The sequence below is a fragment of the uncultured Mailhella sp. genome (genome assembly GCF_944324575.1).
Taxonomy (GTDB): Bacteria; Desulfobacterota; Desulfovibrionia; order Desulfovibrionales; family Desulfovibrionaceae; genus Mailhella.
In genome coordinates, this window is record NZ_CALUWV010000031.1 from 1 (window position 1) to 26,249 (window position 26,249).

The following is a 26,249-nucleotide window of genomic DNA, read 5'->3' on the forward strand; positions in this document are numbered from 1 at the left end:
CGGGAGAGCCGACCATTTCAGCCAGATCGGACCCCGCACCACGGGGAAAGATAGGCCATTCCTGTTCTTCATTGTCAAGAAGCGCAACGCGGCAGGGGCCGCCTTCAAGGGGAGAAACTGTACCTCTGAGCGTGACCGAAGCGGAACTCATGCAAAAAGCCCTCAAAACATCAAAAAATCACTGGCCGCAGGGGCCCTGGAGACCGGCAGCGATGGCCGGGATTCCTTGTACTGTGTTTGTTCCAGTTCACTGTTCTTGTCAAGACACCTGCAGCATGAAAAGTGGTTCCTGACGCAAAATATTCACGACGCTCCCCGGGGAGCGCTTTCCGGCATTGACCTTTCCCGCAGCCGCGCGATAGGAAAAGGAACTCCCACTTCAAGATGCGAGGCCTTCATGATCACCACTCAGGGCATATCTTCCAGCCTTTCCGCGCAGCGCGAGCTTCCCATCGGACTTTTCGACTCCGGCGTGGGCGGCATGACGGTGCTGCGGGCCATGCGGGAACAGCTTCCCAACGAGTCCTTTCTCTATCTGGGCGACACGGCCAGAATGCCCTACGGCACCAAAGGCGTGGACACCGTGAAAAGGTACGCGATGGAAGCCGCGGCCAAACTGGTGGAACGGGGCATAAAACTTCTCGTCATAGCCTGCAACACGGCCACGGCCGCCGCCCTGCCCGATGTTCAGGCCGCCTTTCCCCACATCGACGTGGTGGGCGTGGTAGAACCCGGGGCCGAAGCCGCCTGCCGGGCCACAAAGAGCGGCTACATTGCCGTCATTGCCACCAGCGGAACCATACGCGGCCGGGCGTACGAGCGGGCCATTCTGCGCAGAATGCCGGAAGCGCGCATTTCCGCCCTGGCCTGTCCGCTCTTCGTGTCCATGGTGGAAGACGGACTTCTGGAAGGCCCGCTGGCCGAAGCTCTGGCAGCCCGGTATCTGGATCAGATTTTTCACGACCCGCGCGAACAGGGACTGGAAGTACCCGACACGCTGGTGCTTGCCTGCACCCACTTTCCCCTTCTGCGCAACGCCATAGCCCATGTAGCGGGCGAAGGCGTGACCCTTGTGGATTCCGCGGGCTTCACGGCGCGCGACGTGCGCAATCTCCTTCAGGAAAAGCATCTTGCCCGCGGCGCCGGGCCCGACGTGGGCATGCCGCTCTGTCCCGGCTCCGTGCGCTTTCTCACCACCGACGACGTGCCGAGATTCACCCGCATGGGCGAGCTTTTCCTCGGCATTCCCATAGCACCCTGTACCGTGGAACTGGTAACGCTCTGATGCCCCGTCTCAAACTCACGCTCGCCTATGTAGGCACTCATTATCACGGCTGGCAGATACAGGCATGGAGGGACAGGGAAGACCCGCCCACCGTGCAGGCCTTTGTGGCAAGGGCCGTCTCTCATGTGGCCGGACGCCCCACGCACGTGCAGGGCGCGGGCCGCACCGACGCCGGTGTGCATGCCGACGCGCAGGTGGCTCACTGCGACATTCCCGAAGACCGCGTGCACGTGCGCTGGCAGCTTGCGCTGAACACGCTTCTGCCCCGCGACATACGCGTAATTGACGCGTGCATCGTGCCCGACAGCTTCGACGCATGCCTCAGCGTGAAGCGAAAGGCCTATACCTATTCCCTGTGGCTCGACCATCTCTGCACGCCGCCCAAACTCTACCCCTTCGTATGGGCCTGCGGCCCGCTCGACATGGACCGTTTCGACGCCGCCTCCGCGCATCTCACGGGAACGCACGACTTTGCGGCCCTCCAGAACGCGGGCACGCCGCACAAAAGCACGGTACGCACGCTTTTTTCCATCACGCGTACGCCCGGGCGCACCGCAGAGGCGGCCCTGCCCGAAGGCTGCCGTCAGGTGGACGTTCGCTTCGAGGGCAACGGCTTTCTCAAGCAGATGGTGCGCAATCTCGTTGGTCTCATGGTGGCCTGCGGTCGCGGCAAGTTCAACCCTGAGGACATTTCGGCACTGCTTGCCTCCGGCGACAGACGCAAGGCTCCCTTCACCGCCCCGCCCCAGGGCCTGACCATGACGCAGATCTGGTACGAAGGCGATCCCATGCCGGAAGGCTGGATAAGCAGGGATGCGTAAGATGAAACAACTGACCGTTTCCGCCGAAGAAAACGACGCCAGACTGGACAGAGTGCTCGGCCGCCTTCTGCCGGACATGGGTCTGCGCGGACGCCGCAGACTCTGCGAGCTCGGTCTTGCCCTCGTGAACGGACGAGCCGCCGCCCCTGCACGCAAAATGCGGGAAGGCGACATTGTGGAGATTTCGGACAATGACGAGCTCTCCGCAGGACCCTTCCTCTCCGTCGAGGGCCTGCCCGCTGGAGACGAAGGCGCGCAGATGCGGCAGGAGCGCGTATCCTCCGTACTCTTTCCCGAAGATACGGCAAAGCTCATTCTCCGCACGAGACATCTGGTCGCGCTCGGCAAGCCCGCGTTCATGCATACGGAATCCCTCGCAGGAAAACCGGGCGCAAGTCTTCAGCAGATGCTGCCCTCTCTTCTCGGCGGCAACGGGGAGGCGCGCCTTCTGAACAGGCTGGACTACCCCACCTCCGGGCTCACGCTGGTCGCACTGGATGAGAAAGGCGCGGATCAGTACCGGAATGCCCAGGAGGAAGGACGCACCGAAAAACGCTATCTCGCCCTTCTGGAAGGCGAGCTTGCGCATGAAGCGACGGCCACGCAGAGGCTCATTCTCAAGAACCGCAGCCGCGTACTCGTGGAGCTGCTCCCCCACCCTGACAGACGTCGCCACACGCACATACAGCCTCTGGCAGTTCTCAATGCCGTCGCCCTTGCCCGGGCGCTGCGCCTCACGGAGCACAGATGGACGGGCAGACTTCCCGACGCCGTGACTCTTGCCGGATGCACCATACTCAAGGGCGCGCGTCATCAGATACGAGCGCACTGCTCTTCTCTCGGCCATCCGCTTCTGGGCGACCGCCGCTACGGCGCTCTCTTTCACCCCGAAGAGTCCATGGATGAGACATTCTTCCTGCATCACGGCAGATTCATCATGCCGGACTTCGACGCCCTCGCCCTGCCCGTCTGGCTCGACGCGCTGGAAAAAGACACCGCAAAAGCCGCCGTGTGCTGGCTCAAAGGCTGAAAAGCATACGTCCGGTACTTCTCCCCTCTCTCGCTTCCGCCCGTACTCCGACCGCACCTTTCCCGTGCAAGGCATTGCAGTCCACCTCACTGGCAAAGAGGAGGATGCCGCGGCCAGCCTTATGCGTGTTTCTTTTCTCCCTCCAGAAAGCATCCCCTTGTGCTTCAAGAAGCCCATGCATCAGAAATCAGGCCAAACGGCAGGCCGACCGACGACAGACTGAGTCCGAACGTCTTTCTTACCCATACCTCACAGCCAATCTTCCTGCCGGAGCTTCTGTCGGGCAGGACATATGTCATCACGCTTTCATAGAGAACTATCAGTCATACATTTCATGGTTTTATCGTCGTTATGATATAGGCGCATCATAATTCTATATTTCAAATTTACATATTTAAAAAATATACACCGTCATAAAAAATATGTTTATATAAGTATGCTTTTACATATTACTTCATCAAATTATAAATTTTTACATGTCATTTTACAACACAAACAATAACAAATTATAATATTAAAAAACAACATATGACAACACTAATAAAACAGTAAAGAATATAATATCTTTTTTTAAATGCCGGTAAATAAGTTCCTCTGAACGCATTTCTGCTTATAACACCAACTATAAAAAAACATACAACAGCTCTTATAATAAAATCCAGCATAATTTCTCCGAAAAACTTTTATAAAAATCTCTCTTCGTCAATACGAAAAAACTTCACAGTCAAGTGCCGCACATCATTAATATAATGTTGTAAATCATCTATACGCATATGACATATATTTTATATATGATATGATCGTTATATTGATACCGCCGTCTCACATTTGTCAACCATCATCACTAAAATTATATATCATATTGATATTACAGTAATAAAATAAACTATCACAGCAAAATAACCTTACTTTTTCAAGACTGCCGGGCGCATATCAGACTGCCGGAGTGCCTCATGCCCATCACGGCAAGAACTGAACATAAGCTCGCTCTAAAAAACATGCCCCTTTTCTCCCGAAATTCATCCTTTCTCAAACGCTTCAACAGTTCAAAAAAATTTATGTATAAAGTCATGATAAACCACGTACAATATTCTCTTAAATTCGCAATAAATCAATAATAAAGTGAATATGTTTTCAATTATGGTATTTTATTATATTTAATTAAATACAATATATGCATAATATTTAAAAAATAATACAACAGTTTAATATACATAAACGGTATTTTTAAAAAATATTCACAATGCGTTTTCTATACATTATGTCATTTTACAGGTATCGAAAATCAGCTCTATGCTTCAACACAGAAAAAGCATTTTATATACGTGTGTCGGAAGCCGTCCTCTTTCGGATACGGTTGCGTCGTTCCTCTGCTTTATGAAGGCTCCAACAACAAAGGCGACCCGCCACATCGGTGACAGATCGCCTTCCATGCCATCTTCAGCCATTTCCAAAGAAACGGCGGAATCATATTTCAAAAAACGCGACTACTGGCGTTCCTTCTCCCATTCTTCCTGACAGGTCAGGCAGAGTCCCACACCGGGAATGGCCTTGAGCCTCGCCTCGGGAATGGGCTCACCGCATTCACGACAGCAGGGCTTCCCGTCTATCCATTCCGGGCCTTCCTGATAGCCGACGTTCGCGGCCTGACGCAATGCGGATTCACGTTCAATTCTTTCCAGTTCCGTAGCCTGATCAAAAACATCCATAAACTGCTCCTGAAAGGCTCTTTCTCCGGCAGTACCGGAAAAGAGCGTAAGGCAATGGGGCTGAGAGCGCGGGCCGGAGAAACCGGACGCTCTGGACTCATGGAAAAGCCGGAACGCTTTTCCCAAAAAACACAGGTTACCTGCAATGCGGCGTCGACAGTTTCTCCGCCGGTATCTTGACCACGAGCTTCTTCACTTTTTCGCTGGAAGCCTTCTGGCAGGGCATATGCGCCTCGCCGGGCAGTACGAGAGCGAACAGCCCCGGCTTCAGATGAACGCGGGAAGAGGCTTCGGGCTTGTCCTCGTAAAAAACGAGATCGCGGTCATCGTCACGCATGCTTTCCCTTTCTTTCCCGCACAGGGAAAAAACATCAAGGTACTCATCGCCGGAAAGCACGGCCTGAATATCGGCCATGACCGAGTGCCCCTCATAGCGGGATTCAACTTCGGTACGGGGCGCGTACGTCTCCACGGAAACCATGACGCCGCCTTCATCGGGACCGCCGGCCAGCGGATACCTGCCGTCAGGAAGATTTTCTCCCTGTTCTACCAGCTTCATCAGCCCGGGAAACAGCGCGCTCCAGAGAGGACCGAGCTCATACCGGACACCACGTTCAAAGGTATCAATAATCATGATCAGTGAAACTCCACATCTCACCTCAGGCCGGAACATCCGGCTCCTGGTGAACGATGGGCGAGAATGCCTTGTGCATCAGGCAATGTCAAGAGTCCGCCGCGTTTTTCTGAAGAGAACAAAATGGAATTCTTCCGGACATCCGGAAAACTCCCCGACCATCTTCATGCAAGCGCTCATCACAAAAAACAGGAAACCTGCCATTTCCCGCCCCCCCCTCCTCTCCTTGCTCCACCGGCAGGAACGCCACTCCGCAAAAGGCCGTCCCTGCCAGCGGCAAGAACGGCCCGAACAAACAGCCCCGCCTTTCTCCGTCCACTTCTCTCATGCCGACGCCGGAGCTGACACCGCTACCTCAACCCCAGGGAACTTTCACATAAAATACGATAGCGGAACATGGCGGAGCCTCCGTCCCGCTCAGAAAAAGGCTTCATGAGAACACACGAAACATCCTGAATGCAGATGCAAAAAAGCGATGAGTCACCCCGCGAGTCCGCCGGTCAAAAGCGGCTCCCGGAAAGGCGGCGCATCGCCTGTGCGCCGCCTGCCCCACTCAGCGTTCCACGGGCGTGCCCGTCAGGGGCTTTCCCTGAAATTCCCCGGTCAGGGTACGCAGGAAGGCCACAATGAGACGACAGTCGTTGTCGGACACGGGTATGCCCGAAAGATAGCGACCCATAATGGTAACGCTTTCATCCAGCGTAGCCACGGTACCGTCGTGCATGTAAGGATGCGTAAGCTCCACGTTGCGCAGGTTCGGCACCTTGAAGCGGTGCAGATCATCCCTGTTGCCGGTAAATCCCATGAGACCCTTGTCAGAGTTCAGCGGCTCTCCGCGATCTGCAAAATAGTCGGCCTTAAGATCCATGTATTCAAAAGACTGACCGCCCACGCTGCGGCCCACATGACAGCTGGCACACCGGTACTGCTTGAAGAGCCGGTACCCTTCCACCTCTTCCGCCGTCATGGCCGCATCGTCTCCGCGCAGCCACTTGTCGAAGCGGCTGTTCGGCGTGATGAGCGTCTTTTCATATTCGGCAATGGCGTCGGTAATGTTGTTTCCGCTCCAGCCATCGGCATAGATCGCCCTGGCCTCAGCCGTGAGCGACTCGTCGGAGGAAAGTCTTTCAATGATTTCCTCCCAGCCGGAACAGCCCATTTCAATGGGATTCAAAGGCGGTCCACCCGCCTGCTCCTGAAGGTCTGCGGCACGACCGTCCCAGAACTGCCGGACATTGAACACGGCATTAAACATGGTAGGGGCGTTGATGTCGCCGAGCTGCTTCCGTATGCCTTCCGAGAAACGGGCGTTATCCGTGCCCGCCTTCTCGTACAGATGGCATCCCGAGCAGGCCAGCGTACTGTCGGCGGAAAGGCGCTTGTCGTTGAAGAGCTTTTCGCCGAGCGCCGCTTTTCTCGCGTCCACATCCAGATGAGAAGGCAACGGCTGCAAAGGCTCGTCGGCCCGAATTTTTGCCGCCAGCCCCGTCGCGTAATGGGCGGCGCGTGTCGTCTTTACCCAGTGCAGGATGGTTTCCCTGTCCTTGTCCGTAAGCCTGCTGCTCCAGTGTACCACGGTGAACTTGGCCGGAGGCATGGTGTCGTTGAGAATCACCCATTCCATCTTCGCCAGGGCCACTTCCCCCACAGGCCGATCCTTTGCCGCCTCCACAAGCTCCATACTGAGATCCATGGCCCGCAGTCCGTCACGGTAATCCTGTTCGATGATCTGCCGGATGCCTGGAATCTTCGCATAGAACGGCAGATCATAGTTTTTGCTGTGGCAGGCCATGCACTTATCGAGCACGATGTCCGATACTTCCCGAAATTTTTCCATGGACGGCATCTGCCCCACAGGCCTTTTTTCCATCTCCGCGGCGTGTCCCTCCGAGGGCATGGCCATCAGCGTTGCCGCGCAAAGAGCGGCTAAAGGCAGAAATATCCTCTTCATGACGTTCCTCCCCGCGGCGTCCGCCGCGCGTTTCCCCGCCGGGATAGCATGTCTGCGCAAAGGACGGGGCGGCTTTGCACGGACATGCGAGGAATGTTAAAAAAGGAACATTTTTATAATAATAGTTATTATTATCATTAAATTTTCTTTTCAAAATCCTTTTGTCCTAAGTAGTTCTCAAAACCAGCCGTATCCAAAAGGCGACAGAGCCCGGCGGAAAAACGCTGCTTGAAAACGTCACACTCCCCACACGGAGGGGCAGAAACAGAAAGGCACGGTCGCAGATGAGTGCCGGAAAAGGCAGGAACACAGAGGGAGAAGCAAATCAGACGACAGGCGCTCCGCCGCATGAAAGAAAACGTCTTTTCAATCACCTGCCGTAAGCAAGCCACGCAAAGAAAGCTGAGACTTGTACCCTGTGGAAAAAACACCGACGCCTCCGCCGTGGGCAGGCAAAGTCAAACGTCTGCGGCAGAACACTTTCCCGTAAAAATTTCCACAACTTCCCGACAAAAAAGTGTACGAACAGGCCGGAACAGTTCAGGCGGCGTTCTCTGGACAGGATTCCTGGCTCTGCGGCTTCACGAGCGACGGAGAAAACGTCGATGAACAATACATTCAGGCTGGAAACGACGCCCAGATTCTTGAAAGCTCCATCAACTTGAGCTTTGCCGACAGTGCCTTCTGGAACGTAGTGCCCTCCAACGTGGTCACAGTCGACGGACGGGGCAGCTACGTCAGCAATCTGACCGGACTTTCGCTCGACGACTCCAGCGTCTATGTGGGAACGACACGCAGCGTCTGGGAAAATAATACATGGAGCGACAATCTCTTTGCATCCTCCTTTGCACCGCTCTCCCCCACAGACAACCCCACGGAACTTCTCATCCGCAACCTTTCCGGCTCCGGCAACTTTTACCTCCGTACCGACATGCAGAAAGACATTTCCGACAGCGTACGGATTACCGACACCCTTGACGGCTCCCATACGCTGCACGTCATGGGCGGCGGTGCGGAACCGAAGGAAAAGCAGACGGAAAGCTATCTGGCAAGAGCCGAAAACAACATAACGGCAACCGGCAACGAATTCTCTCTTGCTCCCGGAAAAGACGGCCTCGAACTGGTCGACATAGGCCTTTACAACTACAGACTGGAAACTTCGGAAAGAAACAGCGGTCGTGAATGGTATCTGGTCAGGGAAAACGAGCCTGTCGTCGACCCCGAAGACCCCGTGGAACCTGATTCCGACGAGCCTGTCGTCGACCCCGGCACGGATGATGACGAAAACTCCGGCACGAACGAGCCGGAAAGTCCCATACCGCCTCAGCCCGATGTTCCCTCCGGATCTCTCTCGCCAACCGGTGAAGCCGAAGTCGCGCTTTCCGGTCTCGCCGGGCACTATGCCCTCTGGTACGGCTATCAGACGGATCTGCGCAAGCGCCTCGGAGAAATCCGCTACGACACGCAGACCGGCCTGTGGGTACGAGGCTTTGCCGACAAGGCCCGACTCGAAGGTCTTGCCGGAACGAGCTTCACACAGAACCTCGTGGGCGGCTCCATAGGCTACGACACCATTGCTGCCGTGGATGAAACATATATGTGGATTCTCGGCATGCAGATTCGCAGCGGTCATGCCGATCAGAGCACGAGCGGACGCTGGGGCGGATACGGCGACCTGAGCAGCATAGGCGGCGGTCTGTACTCCACCTGGGTGCATTCTGACAGATGGTATGTGGATGCCGTGGCAACCATGGACTGGTTCGACCACGAAATACGAGCCGTCATGCTCAACGGAACGCCCGTGCAGGACGACCGCTCGTCTTACGGCATCGGCGCCTCTCTGGAGGGCGGACGAAAAATAGACTTTGCCTTCAGCAATGAAGGCCGCGACTACTGGTTCCTTGAATCTCAGCTCCAGCTTTCCTGGTTCTGGGTAAGAGGCGGCGACTTTGCCAGCAGCAACGGCATGACCATAGAGCAGAGCGACATGGCATCCCTTACGGGAAGAGCCGGTCTGGTGCTCGGCAAAAAGTTCACGCTGGAAGAACACCGTGGAACCCGTTATGTGCAGCCCTATGTGAAGGCCGGCGTGAACCACGAATTCCTCGGCGAGCAGAAAGTCCGCATCAACGGCGTGAACCTGCGCTCCGAACTGGACGGCACCCGCGTATACTACGGTCTCGGCGTCGACTGGCAGGTTACGGACAACATCCGCCTCTACATGCAGACGGAACGCGAACACGGCGAAAACTTTACCCGCGAATACAACGTGTCTGCGGGATTGAAGTGGCGCTTCTAATCCGACGGGGCGGGCATGGCCTCCGTGTCCGCCCCTTTTTCCATGAGGCTTTCATGCGTGCCGCAGCCATGCTGTCATGTCTTGGTATTCTGTGTTTCAGCTCCCCGCCCCTTGCGGAAGATATGAACTTTCCGTCCTGGGGAGCCCCTGTCGCGTCCGTTCTCGCTCAGCGCGCTCTTTCCTCCTTTACCGGAGAATCCAGCAAGAGCCTTCTCTTTTCCGTTCCGGTATACGTTCTGCATGCGGAAGAAAATGTGGACGGACGCCCCTGCTCCGTTCTGTACTCCTTTTGGGAAGGGGCCCTTCTGGAATACATGATTTTCTTTCATGGAGAAAAAGAAGCTCTGTACCGCGAGATCAGAGCGAGTCTTCTGAAAAAGCATCTTTCCTATGAAGGCCCATACTTTACCGAAATCAAGGACGTCTTCATCAGCAGGGACGGCTCAACCCTCTACCTGCTGCTCTCAGGCCGAGAAACCATGCTCTATGCGCTGGACGCCGAAACCTATGACAAATTCCAAAAAGCGCTGTAATACGCCGCTGCTCCGCAACGCAACAGACCGACAAGCTTTTCCCGCCGCGTCTGCGTCATGCCGGACGATGAACGCTTTGCACCCATCCGGCGCTTTTGCTGCTTCCTGCCCGGGGTCTCCATCCGATACTGCCGTCTGATAGACCGGAACTCCGCAGGAACGCTTACGACTCTTCACGCCTTTAAACTGAACGGGGCGTCCGCAGATGCGGACGCCCCATATTTCACTTCTCAGGCACAGACGGCGGAATCAGTCCCCGCCCTTGGCTCTGCTTTCGCAGTAGATGCAGCGGTACACACGCTTTTCCCTGTCCGTCAGCTTGAAGATGTGCGGCAGTTCCTGCTCGGTGGACGTGATGCAGCGGGGGTTTCTGCAGCGGATGACGTTGGTCACACGCTCCGGAAGCTCCACGCTGAACTTGCGGTCGAGCTTGCCGTCACGCACGATGCTCACGGTAATGCCCGGATCCACATAGCCGAGAACGTCGAAGTTCAGGTCTATGATCTCGTCGATCTTGATGATGTCCTTGCGGCCCATCTTTTTGCTCGTCACGTTCTTCAGCACGGCCACGGAGCACTGGAGCTTGTCGAGATTGAGAATATGATACAGCTCCATGCTGCGTCCCGCCCGGATATGGTCGAGAACGATGCCGTTGGAAATCGCGTCGATGACCATGCTAGTTCACCCCCAGAAGTTTCATGATGAGCGCCATGCGCATGTATTTGCCGTTCAGCACCTGACGGAAGTAGGCAGCTCTCGGATCCTTGTCCACGGCCACGGATATTTCGTTCACGCGGGGCAGAGGATGCATGATGCACATGTCGTTTCTGGCGTTCTTCAGCTTTTCTGGCGTAAGAATGTAGCTGTCCTTCAGACGGACGTAATCGGCTTCGTTGAAGAAGCGTTCCTTCTGTACGCGGGTCATGTAAAGAACGTCCAGCGCGGGCATGGCGTCCACAAGGTCGGTGGTCTCCTCGTAGACTATGCCGTTCTTCTCCATTACATCCTTGCGTATGTAGCCGGGAAGACGCAGTTCTTCGGGGGAAATGAGCACGAACTTCACGTTGCGGTAGCGGGACATGGCCGCAATGAGGGAATGCACCGTACGACCGAACTTGAGGTCGCCGCACAGACCGATGACCAGATCATCGAGTCTGCCCTTCTCGCGCCAGATGGTAAGAAGGTCGGCCAGCGTCTGCGTGGGATGGTTGTGCCCGCCGTCGCCCGCGTTGATGACGGGCACGGAAGCGTTCATGGCGGCCACAAGCGGCGCGCCTTCCTTGGGATGACGCATGGCGATGATGTCGGCATAACAGCTCACGACCTGCACGGTGTCGGCCACGCTCTCGCCCTTGGAGGCCGAGGAGCTCTGGGCTTCGGAAACGCCGAGCACGTTGCCGCCGAGCTCATACATGGCAGCCTCGAAGCTGAGACGGGTGCGGGTGGAAGGCTCGAAGAACAGCGTGGCAAGCTTCTTGCCGCGGCACTTCTGCGCGTACTTTCCGGGATCGGCAATGATGTCGAGAGCCGTGTTCAGCAGCTTTTCAATGTCCTGAGTCGAAAGATCCCGGATGTCGATAACGCTTTTCATACCATTACGCTCCGATCCAGCTTTCGTCGGAAGGATTGTTGCGGAAGGCGATGAGTCGCGCCACGTCTTCGTTGCGGATGTAGCCGATTTCTGCGGCTACGGCGGCGATGGTGTCGAAGTTGGTGAGGCTCACGTTCTTCACGCCGGCGTCAGCCAGACGATCGAGGCCCTTCTTCATGCCGTAGGTGAAGATGCTGGCCACGCCGAGCACGTCCGCTCCCGCCTCGCGCAGCACCTTGACCACTTCCAGCACGCTGCCGGCCGTGGAAATGAGATCTTCGATGACCACGACCTTCTGGCCGGGTTCAAGACGGCCCTCGATCTGATTGCCGCGACCGTGGTCCTTGGCGCTCGAGCGCACGTAGCCCATGGGCATGCCCATGATATGGCCCACGATGGCCGCGTGGGCGATGCCGGCAGTGCTGGTACCCATGAGCACTTCGCAGTCGGGATATTCTTCGCGCACCACGGCGGCAAGGGCGTTTTCCACGTCATTGCGCACTTCAGGGGCGGTCAGAGTAAGACGGTTGTCACAATAGACGGGGCTCTTGATGCCGCTCGCCCAGATAAAGGGTTCGTCGGGACGGAAAAAAACCGCCTTGATGGAAAGCAGATCCTTGGCAATGAGCTTTTCGCGAGACTCCATGAGGATGACTCCTTATAGCTGAGGTACGCCCTGCGCCCTGACGGGCGAAGGCTGAAAAGGGCAGTATACGGGGGAAGACGGGTCGCGCGGCGCACGCAGGGCCGGAAGCCACGCGCCTCCGGTTCCCCACGGCTGAAACGTCCGAAGGAAACGGACCCGTCCGTCCCCGGCGCTACCCGAGAAATTCCCTGACGCAGCGGCGGTAGGCCGCCACGGGGTCGTCGGCCTGCGTGATGGGACGCCCCACCACAATGAAATCGGACCCGAGCTCGCGGGCGCGCGCAGGCGTAGTCACGCGCACCTGATCGCCCTTGTCGCCGTCGGCAAAACGCACGCCGGGGGTCACGGTAAGAAAGTCGCTGCCGCACGCTTCGTGCACCTTGCCCGCCTCAAGCGGAGAGCACACCACGCCGTCGAGTCCCGCCGCACGGGCGCGTGAGGCATAATGCATGACCACTTCCTCCATGGGACGCTCGATGAGCAGATCCTCGCGCATTCTTTCTTCGCTCGTGGAGGTAAGCTGCGTGACGGCAATAAGCAGCGGACGGCTGCCGTCGGCACGGGTAAGTCCCTTCAAGGCATCTTCCATCATGGACACGGTTCCCGCCGCGTGAAGGTTGCACATATCCACGTCGAGCGCAGAGAGCACGGCCATGGCCTTGCGCACGGTGTTGGGAATGTCGTGCAGCTTGAGATCAAGAAAGATACGATGTCCCCGGGCCTTCACGGCTCGCACGATGTCGGGACCTTCGGCATAGTAGAGTTCCATGCCTATTTTCACGAAAGGCTTCTCCTCGGTGAAAAGGCCGAGAAAGTCCATGACTTCCGCCCTGCTGCTGAAGTCGCAGGCCACCATGACGTCCTTTTTGAGATTACGCATCAGTGCGCTCCTCCGATGATGTCCCTGAGGGAGCTTATGCCGTACTGCTCCATGACGGAGGGCAGCTCGGCCAGAATTTTCGGGCAGGCCCACGGATCGACCAGATTGGCCGCGCCCACTTCCACGGCCGTGGCGCCTGCGAGCATCATTTCCACCACGTCGCGTGCCGAGCTTATGCCGCCCATTCCTATGATGGGCAGCTTTACGGCTTCATATACCTGATAGACCATGCGAAGCGCCACGGGCAGTATGGCGCTGCCGGAAAAACCGCCCATCTTGTTGGCGATGACGGGCTTTTTCGTGCGCAGGTCAATGCGCATGCCGAGCAGCGTGTTGATGAGGCTTATGCCGTCGGCTCCGGCCTCGGCAGCCGCAACGGCCAGAGGAACGATGTCCGTGACGTTGGGCGAGAGCTTCACGTATACGGGCTTCTTCGTCACGGCCTTCACGGCCTTCGTCACGGCGGAAATGCCGAGCGGATCGGTGCCGAAGCTCATGCAGCCGTTGTGCACGTTGGGGCAGCTCACGTTCACTTCAATGAGACCCACCTGCTCTTCCCCGTCGATGCGCGCGCAGCACTCGGCGTATTCATCCACGGAAAACCCGCCGATGTTGGCGACGACCTTCTTGTGGAAGCACTTCTTCAGGCGGGGCAGCTCTTCGGAAATGACCCGGTCTATGCCGGGGTTCTGCATGCCCACGGCGTTGATCATGCCCGCAGGAGTCTCCGCTATGCGCGGCGTGGGGTTGCCGAAGCGCGGCTCAAGCGTGGTTCCCTTGAAGGAAAAGGAGCCCAGCATGTTGATGTCATAGAGCTCGGCAAACTCATAGCCGTAGCCGAAGGTGCCGCTCGCCGGAATGATCGGGTTATCGAGTTCCAGCCCGCTCAGCGTTACTTTCAAATCTGCCATTCCAGCACCTCCTTGTCGAACACGGGTCCGTCCTTGCACACGCGCCTGCTGCCTTCCTTCGTCATGATGCTGCAGCCCATGCACGCGCCGAATCCGCAGCCCATGCGTTCCTCAAGGCTGAACTCTCCGCCTTTGCCCTGCGCGGCCTTATACAGAGCGCGAAGCATGGGCATGGGGCCGCAACTGTACACATAGCTGAAATGTTCGGGGAGCGCATCGGTCACAAAGCCCTTCACCCCCACGCTTCCGTCCACGGTGGTCACCAGGACGCGCGCACCGATCTCTTCAAATTCACGGGCATAGAAGATTTCGTCCGCCTTGTTGAAGCCGAGAATGACCGTGACGTCCCGCCCCGCGGCAATGAGCTTCCTTGCCAGGTTGAACAGCGGGGGCACGCCCACGCCGCCGCCCACAAGAAGAGGAGCGTCGCCGCTTTTGCCTGCATCAAAGCCGTGACCGAGGCCGACAAGCATGTCGAGGCTCTCGCCTTCCTTCATCTGTGACAAGGCGTCCGTGCCCTGCCCCACCACCTTGTAAATGAGGGTGATGGTCTTCTCGTCATAGTCGCACACCGATATGGGACGACGCAGGAAAAAGCCCGGCAGGCTGATTTCCACAAACTGACCCGGCATGGTCATGGCCGACGTGTCGCCGGAAAGCACCATGCGGTACACGTCCTTCGTGAGCGGCGTGTGCTCGATTATCGTATAGATTCCCTGTTTCATGCTGGCTCCGCACATGAGGTTTTCTGTTTGCAGAGAAAATTTCCCGCCCCGCAGGGGAACGGGGAAGTGCCACGGAAGGCGCTACGCCTTTTCGTTCCAGGCCTCCTCGCCGCCGACAAGCGTAAGCACGCAGCGGCCGAAAAGCGTCTCGCCTTCAAAGGGCGTGGCACGGCCCTTGCTGAGAAATTCTTCGGGCTTCACCACCCACTCGCGGGAAAGGTCGAACACGGCGAGATCCGCAGCCTGTCCTTCCTCCAGAAACGAACCGATGCCGAAGCGCTTCGCGGGATTCACGGACATGAGTTCCACAAGCTTCTCCAGCGTGATCCGCCCGGTTTTCACGAAATGGGTATACATGACGGCAAAGGCCGTCTCGAGACCGACCACGCCCATGGCGCTGCGTTCAAGTCCCCTGCTCTTGGCCTCGGCCTCGTGCGGCGCGTGATCCGTGGCGATCATGCCCACGGTACCGTCGAGAATGCCCTCAATGAGGGCTTCCCTGTCCTCTGCGCCGCGAAGAGGCGGATTCATCTTGAAGCGTCCGTCCTCCTGCAGATCTCTGTCGCAAAGCACAAGGTAGTGCGGTCCCGTCTCGCAGGTGACGTCCACGCCTTCGGCCCTCGCCCGGCGTATGATGTCCACGCTTTCCTTCGTGGAAATGTGGCAGGCATGATAGCGCACGCCCGTTTCCCCGGCGAGCTCCACGTCGCGGGCCACCTCTCCCCACTCGCTCTCGGAACAGATGCCGCGGTGTCCGTGAGCTTTCGCGTACTCACCGTCGTGAATCCAGCCGCCCGTAAGCAGAGCATTGACCTCGCAGTGCGCGGCGATGATCCTGTCAAGCGCCTTCGCCTTCTTCATGGCTGCGCGCATCATCTCCCTGTCCTGCACGCCGCGACCGTCGTCGGAAAAACCCGCCACAAAGGGGGCCATGCCTTCCATGTCGGAAAGCTCGCGTCCCTCCTCCTCCATGGTTATGGTGCCGTAGGGAATCACATGAATCACGGCGTCGCGCCGGATGATCTCAAGCTGTCTTTCCAGGTGCTCCACGGTGTCCGGCGCAGGGTTCAGGTTGGGCATGGTGCACACCGTGGTGTAGCCGCCGTGCGCAGCTGCAAGGCTGCCCGTGCGAATGGTCTCCTTGCATGAAAAACCCGGCTCACGGAAATGCACATGGACATCTACGAGGCCGGGAACAATGCAACACCCGCTCATATCGAACTCAGATACTCCCTCCAGAGGCGGCAGCTGCGGCGCGATGCGCTCTATGCTGCCGTTTCTGATGAGCAGATCGTTCTTCGCAAAGCCGGAAGGACGGTACACCATGGCGTTTCTCAGGATGCGATCCATGCAAACTCCTCAGAGCGTTTCTTGATGTTATGGGGCAGAAAACGCCGGACGCAAAGACGCCGCGCGGCCGATCCACGGGAGAGTTCTGCCACCTCAGGGAAAAGGACGGAAACCGACCGGCTCCGGGTGCCCGTCTTTCCCGGAAGCGCCGAAAAAAAAGCCCGGCCCGAAGGCCGGGCGAACATTACGCCATCTGACGGAGCACGTCTTCCAGCGTTTCGGTAAAGGCTTCAAGATCGGCCTCGTCGATGGTGAGCGAAGGCAGGAGCCGAAGCGTGGGACCGTAAGTAAGATTAAGAATGAAGCCGCGATGCATGAGCTCAAGCCAAATGGCCTTTGCCTTCTCGTCGGACATTTCAAGTTCCACGCCGATGAGAAGTCCCATGCCGCGCACGTCGCGGATCACGCCGGGCAGCTTTTCGCCGAGGGCACGGAAGCGGGCGCGGGCGCGATCTCCAAGAGCTGCGGCGCGTTCCACAAGATGATCGCGCTCCATGATCTCCAGTACCTTGAGGCCCACGGCCGTCACCAGCGCACCGCCGCCGAAGGTGGTGGCGTGGCTGCCGTAGTCAAAGCCCTGAGCCACTTCGTCGGTGGCCATCATGGCGCCGAGCGGCAGACCGTTGGCCATGGACTTGGCGCTCGTGAACACGTCGGGCCTGAGATTGAAATTCTGATAGCCCCACCATTTTCCGCTGCGGCCCATGCCGGCCTGCACTTCGTCGCACATGACGAGCACGCCGTGACGACGGCAGATGTCCACGAGGCCGTCGGCGTATTCCTGCGTGACGGGAATAATGCCGCCCTCTCCCTGAATGGCCTCAAAAAGCACGGCTGCCGTAGTGGGCTTTATGGCCTTTTCCAGCGCGTCGAGATCACCCCACGGCACACGTCCGAAACCGGGAGTTTCCGGTTCAAATCCTTCCGTATGCTTGCCCGTGGCGGCAAGCGTGGCAAGCGTGCGGCCGTGGAAGCAGTTGCTGAGCGTGATGACTTCCCACGCGTCGCGGCCCTTCACCACGCGCTGATAGCGCCTCGCTATCTTGATGGCGGCCTCATTGCTCTCCGCGCCGGAGTTGCAGAAGAACACCTTGCCCGCATGACTCGTGGAAAGCAGCTTTTCGGCATATTCTAGCTGCTCTTCCTGATAGAAAAGATTGCTCACGTGAATGAGCTTTCGCGACTGTCGTTCCAAAACCTCGGCGATTTCCTCGTTGCAATGTCCGAGGCCGATGACGGCAATGCCGGCCAGAAGGTCGACATATTCCTTGCCGTCCACATCCCAGAGGCGGGAGCCCTTGCCTCGGACTATGCCCAGCGGATAACGCGAGTACGTCCGGCACATAAAGGCCTTTTCCCTTTCCTTCAGTCTTTCGAAAGCTTCGCTCATCGTCTGATTTCCCCATGAAACTTGTTTTTTCCCGCACCGGCACATCGCAGGCGCAAAGAACGCGGGTATCATATACTATTAATGAAAAGTAGCCAAGAGCGACCTTTACCCTCTCCCGGGATTGCTTTTTGTGCGGGAGGAGCTGATAGTCGGCTCCGAAACAGTACTCCTGCATTCCCGCCCTTCCGGGGAAACACGCGCGTCAAGGCCTCGGAGCGGGTGTGCATTTTCAGCGCCATGCCGCATACCCTTCATACTTTTACGGATACTTTCATGACAAGCGCCTTTACCATGCTTCGTCCCCTTGTTCTGGCTTCCGGCTCGCCGAGACGCCGCGCCTTTCTTGAAGGCGTGGGCCTTTGCTTTGACGTTCTGCCCGCATCCTGCCCGGAGCCTCGTCCCCTGCCCGGCGAAGATCCCCGAGCCTACGCGTCGCGCTGCGCCGAGGCCAAGGCCCGCTTCGTGCTCGGTTCTCTTTCGTCGCGCACGGATCGTCCCGCCGTGCTTTCGGCCGACACCATCGTCATTCTGCGCGAGGGGAAAAACGCCTCCATTCTGGGCAAGCCCCGGGACAGAAACGACGCCGTGGCCATGCTCTCCCGTCTTTCCGGCCGCACGCACGAGGTGGTCACATCCTGCTGTCTTGCCATGGACGATTATATGGAGGCCTTCGACGACATGACGGAAGTCACCTTTGCTCCCTGGCCTTCTTCCGTGCTCGAAGCATATGCCGACAGCGGCGACCCTCTGGACAAGGCAGGTTCCTACGGCATACAGGACGGAGGGGCCTTTCTCGTCAGCGGCCTCAGAGGATCCTGGTCCACGGTGGTGGGCCTGCCTCTCAACATCGTGCTGGAACGCCTGCTCAAGGCCGGCGTCCTCAGACTGAACGACTCTTCCCGGGAGCTTTCATGAAAGAGCATATTCTGAACGCCATCCATGCCGTGTACCAAAGCGTGCCGCTCGTGCACAGCATCACCAATTTCGTAGTCATGCAGGTGTCGGCCAACACCCTGCTTGCCGCCCATGCCTCGCCGCTCATGGCCCACGCCGCCGAGGAAATGGACGACCTCACAAACATAGACTCTGCCCTCGTGCTCAACATAGGCACGCTTGATCCGGCATGGCTTGAAAGCATGGAGCTTGCCGGAACGCTCATGAAAAAGAAGGGCAAACCCGTGGTGCTCGATCCCGTGGGAGCCGGAGCCTCCGGCCTGCGCACCCGTTCTGCCCTTCGTCTGCTCGACATGGTGCGGCCCGACATTCTGCGCGGCAATGCCTCGGAAATCATGGCTCTGGCCGCAGAAATCCGCTCCGCCGACAAAGTGGCCACCAAAGGCGTGGACAGCCGCAACAGCAGCGACGAAGCGCTCGACTCCGCGCACGTTCTGGCCGTCCGTTTCGGCTGCACGGTGAGCGTGAGCGGCGTGCGCGACCTTGTTACCGACGGCAAGACCGATCTCGTGGTGGAAGGCGGCTCGCCTCTCATGCCGCTCGTCACGGGCATGGGCTGCTCGGCATCGGCCGTAACCGGGGCCTATGCCGCCGCCTGCACGGACAGCCTCACGGCCGCAGCCGCCGCCATGGCCGTCATGGCCTCGGCGGGAGAAAAGGCCGGAGCCTGCGCCAAGGGGCCTGGGAGCTTTCTCCCCGCCTTTCTGGACGAGCTCTATCTTCTGGACCCCGAAGACGCAGCCAGACGGGTACGCCGTCTCGAGTCCTAGAGGCATTTTTCCGCTCCCCGGCTCGACAAGGCTTTTCATGGCGCTTCATGCCCCGTACCGCGCAGCGGCTCGCGCGGCATGAATTGTGCATCTGTCTTGCCTCCAGAGCCGGCTCAGCCACCTTGCCGACCTTCCCTTGTCGAAACATAACCTTCCCTTTCGAGGACTTTTCACGAGGACTGCCATGAACTGGAGAAAACACACCGACTACCGCGTCTACCTCGTCACGGACAGAGACCTCTGTCTCGGCCGTCCTCTGGAAGACGTGGTTCTCGCCGCCGTGCGCGGAGGAGCCGGGGCCGTGCAGCTTCGGGAAAAGCACGCCTCTTCCCGTGAATTTCTGGCACTGGCCCGCGCACTCGTTTCCCGCCTGCAGCCTCTCGGCATTCCGCTCATCATCAACGACAGAGCCGATATTGCCCTTGCCTCGGGCGCGGCCGGACTGCACGTGGGACAAAGCGACCTGCCGCCCGAGGACGCCCGACGTCTCATGGGGCCGGACGCCATCGTCGGCCTGTCCGTGGAAACGCGTGAAGAGCTGCTCGCCGCGGAAAAACTCGATGTCGACTACGTGGGCATAAGTCCCCTGTTCGCCACGCCTACCAAAACGGACACCCATATGCCATGGGGCCTCGACGGTCTTCGCTGGGCAAGGGAACATTCCCCGCTCACGCTGGTCGCCATAGGCGGCATTCATAAGGACAACGCCGCAGAGGTCGTCGCCGCAGGAGCCCACAGCCTTGCCGTAGTCTCGGAACTGTGTTCCGCCCCGGACCCGGAAAAAGCCGCGCGCCGTCTTCTTGCCGTCTTTGAAAAGTAGTCCTTCCCCTGCGGCAGATTTCCCGTTTTCCGATGCCGCTTTTTTCTGAAATACAACGCGAAAAAGACACTTTTGACGGAAAATGGCCGCGCGTCTGCACGGCCCCTTTTTTCATGCTTGCTGGCAAAAAGGCCGGGCCTTCCCATCGGGGAAGGACTCGGCCTTTTTCTGCATCAATATGCTGTCCGGCGACTTCTGACCGGACGGCGTCCTAAAACTGCTTGGGCTTGAAGAACTTGGACGGAGGCTTGCACTCCGGATCTCCCTGTATGCACGGATTGTCTTCGGCGCGCAGCGCAAGTCTCAGGAAGAAGACGGCCACCATGCATCCGGTGAAGTCGGCCAGAGGAATGCTCAGCCACACACCGTCGAGCCCGAAAAAGGCAGGCATGATCAGAAGTGCGGGCACGAGACATATCATCTGACGGCACAGCGACACGATGCTGGCTATCTTGGCCTGACCAATGGACTGGAAATATGTGCCGATGATGATCTGCGGACCCACGAAAATGAACAGACCGCCCGTGATGCGCAGAGCCTTTGCGGAGACTTCGACGAGAGGTCCGTGATCGGTAAAGATGCGCACCAGAAATTCGGGGAAGAACAACGAACCGAACATGCCGGCCGCAGTAATGATCGTGGCAGTCAGCATGCCGTACTTGAGCGCCTGACGCACACGGTCGGGCCGCTTGGCGCCGAAGTTGAAACCGATAATGGGCTGCATGCCCTGACCGAGACCGATGACGCTCATGGCAAAGAGCATGAGCAGACGGTTGACGATGCCGAACGCACCGATGGCAAGATCGCCGCCGTGATCCTGAAGCGCACGGTTGATGAGCACGACCACAATGCAGCCGCAGAAGTTGATGAGAAAGGGAGCCATGCCTATGGCCACTATCTTGCGCATGGCATCCCACTTCAGTTTCCAGATGTCCTTCTGAAAATGAATGAGCGAGCTTTTGCGGCAGAAGTGCGCCACAAGCCAGATGACCGACATGGCCTGCCCCGCAAGCTGCGCCAGAGCCGCACCGTACATGCCCCAGTTCCACCAGTAGATGAAGATGGGAGAAAACACGACGATGCCGAGGGAAGACAAAAGAGCCGTCATCATGGCCGTCTTGGGATAGCCCGTGGCTCGCACGAGATAGTTGAAGCCGAGCATGAGAAAGCCGAGCGGCGAAAGAAGAACCAGCGGCACCATGAACTCATGGGCAAGGTGCAGCGTCTCCCCGCTCGCCCCGAAGAACATGAGCAGAGGATCAAGAAAGAGCCAGAACGCCAGGCCGAAGAGAACGCCGAAAAAAATCTCAAGCAGCACGGAATGACCGAGCATGCTGCGGGCCTTGTCCATGTCCTTGCGGCCGAGTTCTATGGAGCAGAGTGCGGCACAGCCCACGGCGACGAGCTGGCAGAATGCCATGAGCAGGTTCACGATGGGAAAGGTGACCGCCATGGCCGCGAGGGCAAGATGCCCTACGCCGTACCCGATGAAGATGCTTGATATGATCTGGTTGAGAGCTACGACGACCATACCCAGAATGGCTGGTATGGAATACTCGAGAAGAAGGCGTCCGACGCCCTTCGTTCCCATCTCGTTGGCTTTCTGATTCTGACTCATAAAATCCCCCCCCCGACGTTCTGAAACGCCGTCGGCACGCCGACGCCTGAGACGACGCGTCGACGCAAAAAATCCCGAACCGAAAAAGCGCCGGAAGGCTCCTTTTTTCGACGGAATTGTCCGGCGACCGCAAAATGCGGCCGCACCCCTTCAGAAACAATGATGAACTATAGTCGCACAAGCAAAAGGCGACACAAAGAAAAAGCGCGCATCCTATCAGCGCCGGGGCGTATATTCACAAAGTCGAGGCATAAAGGCAAGCGTCTTCTTTCTCTCTTTCTATGAGATTTTGAGACGACGACGGGATTTGGGAGCCGGAGTTTCTTCGGAAGAAGCGTCTTCCTTTTCATGGACGACCTCTTCCTTCTGCTCCGTGTTCTTTCTGTTCAGGCAGGCCAGACCGCTCTTCCTCGGTCCTTCATTAAGAAAAGGCATGGGAGAGTCCCAGTCCAGAAGCGTGACGCCTATGAGGTAAGATACCCAGGCCGCATATTCTTCCGACGACCAGTTGAGCATCTTGGTCAGACGCCGGTGCATGCCGGGCGTGCTGATGCTCCAGTACAGTTCCGCCGCACGCTCCTCGGAAAGACCGGGGCGAAGCATGCCGTCTTCGGCCATCTTGTGCACGGACTTGCGGCATTTTTCCAGCAGCATCATGCTCTGATCGTATTCCTGTTCGGCAAACTCCGGAGACAGCACGCTCATGCCCCGGATGATATCGAAGACGGGCATGGCGTCTTCCATGAGCACCGACATGAAATGGCCGATCTCGCGCACGCGCTCCTTGCCCGTCATGATCTGAGGAATGGAGTCGCGCAGCTTGTCATACTTCTTGGCTTCAACAGTGGTTTCCAGAATGGCGGCAAGCACGCCCTTCTTCGAGCCGCACACGGCATAGACGGTCTGAGGAGCCACTCCGGCCTCGCGGGCTATGGATTCCAGCGTCATGTCCGCATAGCCCTTTTCCTTCATGAGCTGCATGGCGGCCGCGACAATGCGGGCTTTCGTCACATTCGCCTGTTCCTTCCTGCGGGGAGAATGATAGGCGCGCGTCTTCTTGACGGGCTTTGCGGCGACATCTTCTGCGGCTTTTCTGGCCATGTAGTGTTCCTCAATATTGAATAGAATGAAATAATATGAAGTGAGCTTAACCTATCAATTGCCGAGAAGCAATGTTAAAAATATCCCTTTCAGGACCGCAAAAACAGATTCAAAACGGAAAACCGGCCTGCCGCAAGCGTTTTTCCCCGAAAAAAAACAAAGAAAAAAATAATGAAAAGAAGTAAAAATCATGAGTTATCACATTGCGATCATTCGAACGCTCCCAGGAGAGCACTCTTCCGGGAGCACAGGATATCTTGACAGCCAGGCCTCATTTCACTAGAATGAAAGTCTATTGAATATTTGTTGGCAATAACAGGAAAATGCAACCGGCAAGCCTTCGTTGCCATTGTTTCTGTTTTCTGGTGAAATGCCGCGCAGGCTGCCTTTTCCCTCCGTCGGAAGACCTCCGACAAGGCCGATCCCGCCGCCGGGACCACGGACTGTTTAACCGTTATGGAGTTCTGACATGGCCATCACTCTTTACAAGGCTCCCAACTGTATCCGCTGCCGCATCACCCATGAATTCATGGACGCCCGGGGCATCACCTACGACAGCTACGACCTCGACGCCGACAAGGACATCGTGAACGGCTTCTACCGTGCCAACCGCAAATTTCTCCATCGCAACGAAACGGGCGTGGAATTTCCCATGTTCCATGACGATGACGGCGACGTGGTGCTTCAGGGCACGGGCGTCATCATTGCCTATCTTCTTTCCGGCAAGGCTCTCGGCGATGCCGGCGCCGTCAGCGAAAGCAAGATGCTGCACGGCTGGATTTCCGGTCTGAACGTTTCCAAGGTGCCTGCAGGAGAAGAAGATCACTTCGTCGAGCTCATCACCGCGCTGGCCAAAGGCGGACTTCAGGTCGTCATCGACACCGACGGCCGCAACTCCGCCCTTCTTGAACGCCTCATCAATACCGGCTGCCTGACCCGCGTCCGTCTGAACATTCCCGGTCCGGCCGCCGTGTATCCTGCAGCCGTCGGCGGCGAAGCACCTTCCAAGGAAGACCTCGGCAAGACCATCGCCCTCGTACGCGGCTTCAAGGACAACGTCATCCGCCTGTATCTTGAGCCCATTGCTCAGGCCGACGGAACCCTCGCCTGGCTCTCCCCCGCCGATGCTGCTCTTGCCGGCAAGATGGTGGCCGAAGCCTGCGGCGACATGATGCTTCCCTTCGGCATTCAGGCCACGGCCGAGGCCGTGAAGGGCATCGAGCCTCTCGCCAACCTGCTGCCCTACCGCTCCAAGGTCCGGTCCGCTCTTCCCAAGACCGACATCATCAAGGGCGAATGATCCCTTCGCGGAAAGACCCGTCTCTTTCCGCGCGTCTTATCCGTGACTCCCCGGAACGGACAACGCACTCGTCCGTTCCGGATACAGGACCGCTTCTCCGGTTCTTCGCGTCGCTTGCGACGCGCACACCTCAAGTCATCAAGGCAGGAAAGCTATCATGGCTCTTCGCATCACTGTCATAGGCGCAGGCCCCGGCGGCTACACGGCCGCCTTCGACGCCGCAAAGCGCGGCGCGGAAGTCACCCTCGTGGAATCCAAATGGCTCGGCGGAACGTGCCTCAACTGCGGCTGCATCCCCACCAAAACGCTCAAGTCCTCCGCCGAAGTGCTGGAGAACATCCGCCGCGCCGCGGAATTCGGCGTGAAAAATGAAGGGACGCCTTCCGTGGACATGCCCGCCGTCATCGCAAGAAAGCGCAAGGTCACCGAGACTCTGTGCGGCGGTCTGGAAAAAAGCTGCGCAAAGCTCAAGGTCAAGGTTGTCATGGGCCGCGGACAGGTGGTAAGCGCCTCTCTCGTAAAGGTGACCATGCCCGACGGCTCCGTGCAGGACGTGGAAGGCGACAGGGTCATCATCGCCACCGGCTCCAACGTGCTGAACCTTCCCTCCATGCCCGTGGACGGCAAGTATATCCTTTCCAGCGACGACGCGCTGGAGCTCGACCATCTGCCCGCCCGTCTCGTCATCGTGGGCGGCGGCGTGGTCGGCACCGAACTTGCCTTCATCTTCCGCACTTTCGGCAGTGAAGTCACCATCGTGGAAGGCCAGAACCGTCTTCTGCCCGTGCCTTCCGTCGATGAGGAAATGAGCAGGCTGCTTCTGCGCGAAGCCAGGAAGAAGGGCATCAAGGTGGAACTTGCCCGCACCGTGAACAGCACGAAGGTAGAGGACGGCAAGGTCTACGCCGATCTCGGCCCCTCGCCCTTCCTCGCTCCCGAGCTCGTGCCCGCTTCCGCAAAGAAGCCCGCCACGCTTGAGGCCGACTGCATCTTCATGACCATAGGCCGTGTGGCCAACAGCAACGGCCTCGGCCTTGCCGAAGCCGGCATCGCCACCGACAAACGCGGCTACATCACCGTGAACGACCATCTCGAGACCTCCGTGCCCGGCGTGTACGCCATCGGCGACATTCTCGGCCCTGCGCGCATCATGCTTGCGCACATGGCTTCCGCCGAAGCGCACGTGGCCGTGGCCAACATCTTCGGCGCGAGCGAAACGCCCAACTACGACGTAGTGCCCTCGGGCATCTTCTCCTCGCCGGAAATCGGCGACGTCGGCCTTACCGAAGCACAGGCCAGGGACAAGGGCTTTGACGTCATCACCTCGGAATTCCAGTTCCGCGAACTCGGCAAGGCACAGGCCATGGGCGAGCTGCCCGGCGTGTTCAAGCTCGTGGCAGACAAGGCGAGCGGCAGGCTCCTCGGCGCGCACTTCGCCGGAGCCCACGCCACGGATCTCATCGCCGAATGTGTCCTTGCGCTCCAGATGGGCGCCACCGTGGCCGACATTGCAGGCACCATTCACGCCCATCCCACGCTGGCGGAAGGCGTCATGGAAGCTGCGGCCAACATGGCGGAATAACGTTCCTCTCCATGCCGGGAGCGTTCCCCGGCATGGACGATTTCCCTCATCCTGCCCGCGGCCCGGCCGCTTCACATACGGGGCAAGCGCCCTCAACCCCAAGGAGAACTCCCATGACCAGGACTGTTGCGGAACTCAATCTCCCCTCCGATCTCAAGTACACCGACGAACACATCTGGGCCCGCAGGGACGGCGACGAACTTATCGTCGGCGTGAGCGACTATGCTCAGGATCAGCTCGGCGAAGTGGTCTACGTCGACCTTCCCGCCGAAGGCGACAGCTTCGGCGCGGGCGATGAATTCGGCGAAGTGGAATCCATCAAGTCCGTGAACAAGCTGTTCATGCCCGT

Annotated in this window: 23 protein-coding genes and 1 pseudogene; 11 read left to right on the forward strand and 13 right to left on the reverse strand. The window is 58.1% G+C overall.

Features of this window, described 5'->3' with window-relative positions; genetic code table 11:
• The first annotated feature begins 397 nt into the window (after positions 1-397).
• The 3 genes from murI to Q0J81_RS05490 are packed head-to-tail and all read left to right on the forward strand — an operon-like array spanning position 398 to position 3,136.
• On the forward strand, positions 398-1,285 hold the full coding sequence (gene murI / locus Q0J81_RS05480) for a glutamate racemase (RefSeq protein WP_294446458.1): 888 nt from the start codon (positions 398-400) through the stop codon (positions 1,283-1,285).
• Entirely contained in the window at positions 1,285-2,106 is an 822-nt protein-coding gene (gene truA / locus Q0J81_RS05485) for a tRNA pseudouridine(38-40) synthase TruA (protein ID WP_294446459.1), read from the forward strand. The genes murI and truA overlap by 1 nt, the downstream gene beginning before the upstream one ends.
• 1 nt (position 2,107) lies before the next feature.
• Complete coding sequence (locus Q0J81_RS05490) at positions 2,108-3,136, forward strand: pseudouridine synthase (RefSeq protein WP_294446460.1); 1,029 nt, start codon at positions 2,108-2,110, stop codon at positions 3,134-3,136.
• Positions 3,137-4,623: 1,487 nt separating this feature from the next.
• Here Q0J81_RS05490 and Q0J81_RS05495 read toward each other — a convergent pair.
• The 3 genes from Q0J81_RS05495 to Q0J81_RS05505 form a co-directional block, all read right to left on the reverse strand.
• Entirely contained in the window at positions 4,624-4,845 is a 222-nt protein-coding gene (locus Q0J81_RS05495; RefSeq protein WP_294446461.1) for a TraR/DksA family transcriptional regulator, read from the reverse strand.
• A 136-nt stretch (positions 4,846-4,981) separates the two neighbouring features.
• Positions 4,982-5,479 (reverse strand): YhcH/YjgK/YiaL family protein, encoded by a 498-nt coding sequence (locus tag Q0J81_RS05500; protein WP_294446462.1) that lies wholly within the window; start codon positions 5,477-5,479, stop codon positions 4,982-4,984.
• Positions 5,480-6,032: 553 nt separating this feature from the next.
• Entirely contained in the window at positions 6,033-7,430 is a 1,398-nt protein-coding gene (locus tag Q0J81_RS05505; RefSeq protein ID WP_294446463.1) for a cytochrome c peroxidase, read from the reverse strand.
• A 517-nt stretch (positions 7,431-7,947) separates the two neighbouring features.
• Between Q0J81_RS05505 and Q0J81_RS05510 the strand changes: the two genes are divergently transcribed.
• Both Q0J81_RS05510 and Q0J81_RS05515 read left to right on the forward strand, forming a co-directional pair.
• Positions 7,948-9,729 (forward strand): autotransporter outer membrane beta-barrel domain-containing protein, encoded by a 1,782-nt coding sequence (locus tag Q0J81_RS05510; protein WP_294446464.1) that lies wholly within the window; start codon positions 7,948-7,950, stop codon positions 9,727-9,729.
• Between the two features lie 122 nt (positions 9,730-9,851).
• Entirely contained in the window at positions 9,852-10,262 is a 411-nt protein-coding gene (locus tag Q0J81_RS05515; protein WP_294446465.1) for a hypothetical protein, read from the forward strand.
• A gap of 249 nt (positions 10,263-10,511) precedes the next feature.
• Here Q0J81_RS05515 and Q0J81_RS05520 read toward each other — a convergent pair whose 3' ends face one another.
• The 8 genes from Q0J81_RS05520 to Q0J81_RS05555 form a co-directional block, all read right to left on the reverse strand.
• Positions 10,512-10,937 carry an aspartate carbamoyltransferase regulatory subunit gene (locus Q0J81_RS05520; RefSeq protein WP_294446466.1) on the reverse strand — a complete coding sequence of 142 codons (426 nt, stop codon included), beginning with the start codon at positions 10,935-10,937 and terminating at the stop codon, positions 10,512-10,514.
• 1 nt (position 10,938) lies between these two features.
• Positions 10,939-11,853, reverse strand: a complete 915-nt coding sequence (gene pyrB, locus Q0J81_RS05525; protein WP_294446467.1) for an aspartate carbamoyltransferase — start codon at positions 11,851-11,853, stop codon at positions 10,939-10,941.
• Positions 11,854-11,857: 4 nt separating this feature from the next.
• A complete protein-coding gene (gene pyrE, locus Q0J81_RS05530; RefSeq protein WP_294446468.1) occupies positions 11,858-12,499 on the reverse strand; it encodes an orotate phosphoribosyltransferase in 642 nt (213 codons plus the stop codon).
• A 172-nt stretch (positions 12,500-12,671) separates the two neighbouring features.
• Entirely contained in the window at positions 12,672-13,379 is a 708-nt protein-coding gene (gene pyrF, locus Q0J81_RS05535; RefSeq protein WP_294446469.1) for an orotidine-5'-phosphate decarboxylase, read from the reverse strand.
• A complete protein-coding gene (locus tag Q0J81_RS05540) occupies positions 13,379-14,290 on the reverse strand; it encodes a dihydroorotate dehydrogenase (RefSeq protein WP_294446470.1) in 912 nt (303 codons plus the stop codon). Before Q0J81_RS05540 ends, pyrF begins: the two co-directional genes overlap by 1 nt.
• Positions 14,278-15,015 carry a dihydroorotate dehydrogenase electron transfer subunit gene (locus Q0J81_RS05545; protein ID WP_294446471.1) on the reverse strand — a complete coding sequence of 246 codons (738 nt, stop codon included), beginning with the start codon at positions 15,013-15,015 and terminating at the stop codon, positions 14,278-14,280. Before Q0J81_RS05545 ends, Q0J81_RS05540 begins: the two co-directional genes overlap by 13 nt.
• An 81-nt stretch (positions 15,016-15,096) precedes the next feature.
• Positions 15,097-16,365, reverse strand: a complete 1,269-nt coding sequence (locus Q0J81_RS05550; protein ID WP_294446472.1) for a dihydroorotase — start codon at positions 16,363-16,365, stop codon at positions 15,097-15,099.
• A 184-nt stretch (positions 16,366-16,549) separates the two neighbouring features.
• Complete coding sequence (locus Q0J81_RS05555; RefSeq protein WP_294446474.1) at positions 16,550-17,755, reverse strand: aspartate aminotransferase family protein; 1,206 nt, start codon at positions 17,753-17,755, stop codon at positions 16,550-16,552.
• Between the two features lie 273 nt (positions 17,756-18,028).
• Here Q0J81_RS05555 and Q0J81_RS05560 point away from each other — a divergent pair, with 273 nt between their 5' ends.
• From Q0J81_RS05560 to thiE, 3 genes are all read left to right on the forward strand, one after another.
• Complete coding sequence (locus Q0J81_RS05560; RefSeq protein WP_294446476.1) at positions 18,029-18,670, forward strand: nucleoside triphosphate pyrophosphatase; 642 nt, start codon at positions 18,029-18,031, stop codon at positions 18,668-18,670.
• Entirely contained in the window at positions 18,667-19,479 is an 813-nt protein-coding gene (gene thiM, locus Q0J81_RS05565) for a hydroxyethylthiazole kinase (protein ID WP_294446477.1), read from the forward strand. The genes Q0J81_RS05560 and thiM overlap by 4 nt, the downstream gene beginning before the upstream one ends.
• A gap of 184 nt (positions 19,480-19,663) precedes the next feature.
• A complete protein-coding gene (gene thiE / locus Q0J81_RS05570; RefSeq protein ID WP_294446478.1) occupies positions 19,664-20,299 on the forward strand; it encodes a thiamine phosphate synthase in 636 nt (211 codons plus the stop codon).
• Positions 20,300-20,510: 211 nt separating this feature from the next.
• Here thiE and Q0J81_RS05575 read toward each other — a convergent pair whose 3' ends face one another.
• Positions 20,511-21,917 (reverse strand): MATE family efflux transporter, encoded by a 1,407-nt coding sequence (locus Q0J81_RS05575; protein WP_294446479.1) that lies wholly within the window; start codon positions 21,915-21,917, stop codon positions 20,511-20,513.
• A 279-nt stretch (positions 21,918-22,196) separates the two neighbouring features.
• Positions 22,197-23,018, reverse strand: a complete 822-nt coding sequence (locus Q0J81_RS05580; RefSeq protein WP_294446480.1) for a TetR/AcrR family transcriptional regulator — start codon at positions 23,016-23,018, stop codon at positions 22,197-22,199.
• A gap of 469 nt (positions 23,019-23,487) precedes the next feature.
• On the opposite strand from Q0J81_RS05580, the gene Q0J81_RS05585 reads away from it, so the two are divergent.
• The 3 genes and pseudogenes from Q0J81_RS05585 to Q0J81_RS05595 all read left to right on the forward strand — a co-directional run.
• Entirely contained in the window at positions 23,488-24,318 is an 831-nt protein-coding gene (locus Q0J81_RS05585; RefSeq protein ID WP_294446481.1) for a hypothetical protein, read from the forward strand.
• A gap of 157 nt (positions 24,319-24,475) precedes the next feature.
• Entirely contained in the window at positions 24,476-25,900 is a 1,425-nt protein-coding gene (gene lpdA, locus Q0J81_RS05590) for a dihydrolipoyl dehydrogenase (protein ID WP_294446482.1), read from the forward strand.
• A gap of 113 nt (positions 25,901-26,013) precedes the next feature.
• Positions 26,014-26,249: pseudogene (locus Q0J81_RS05595) on the forward strand (glycine cleavage system protein H); the annotation flags it as partial.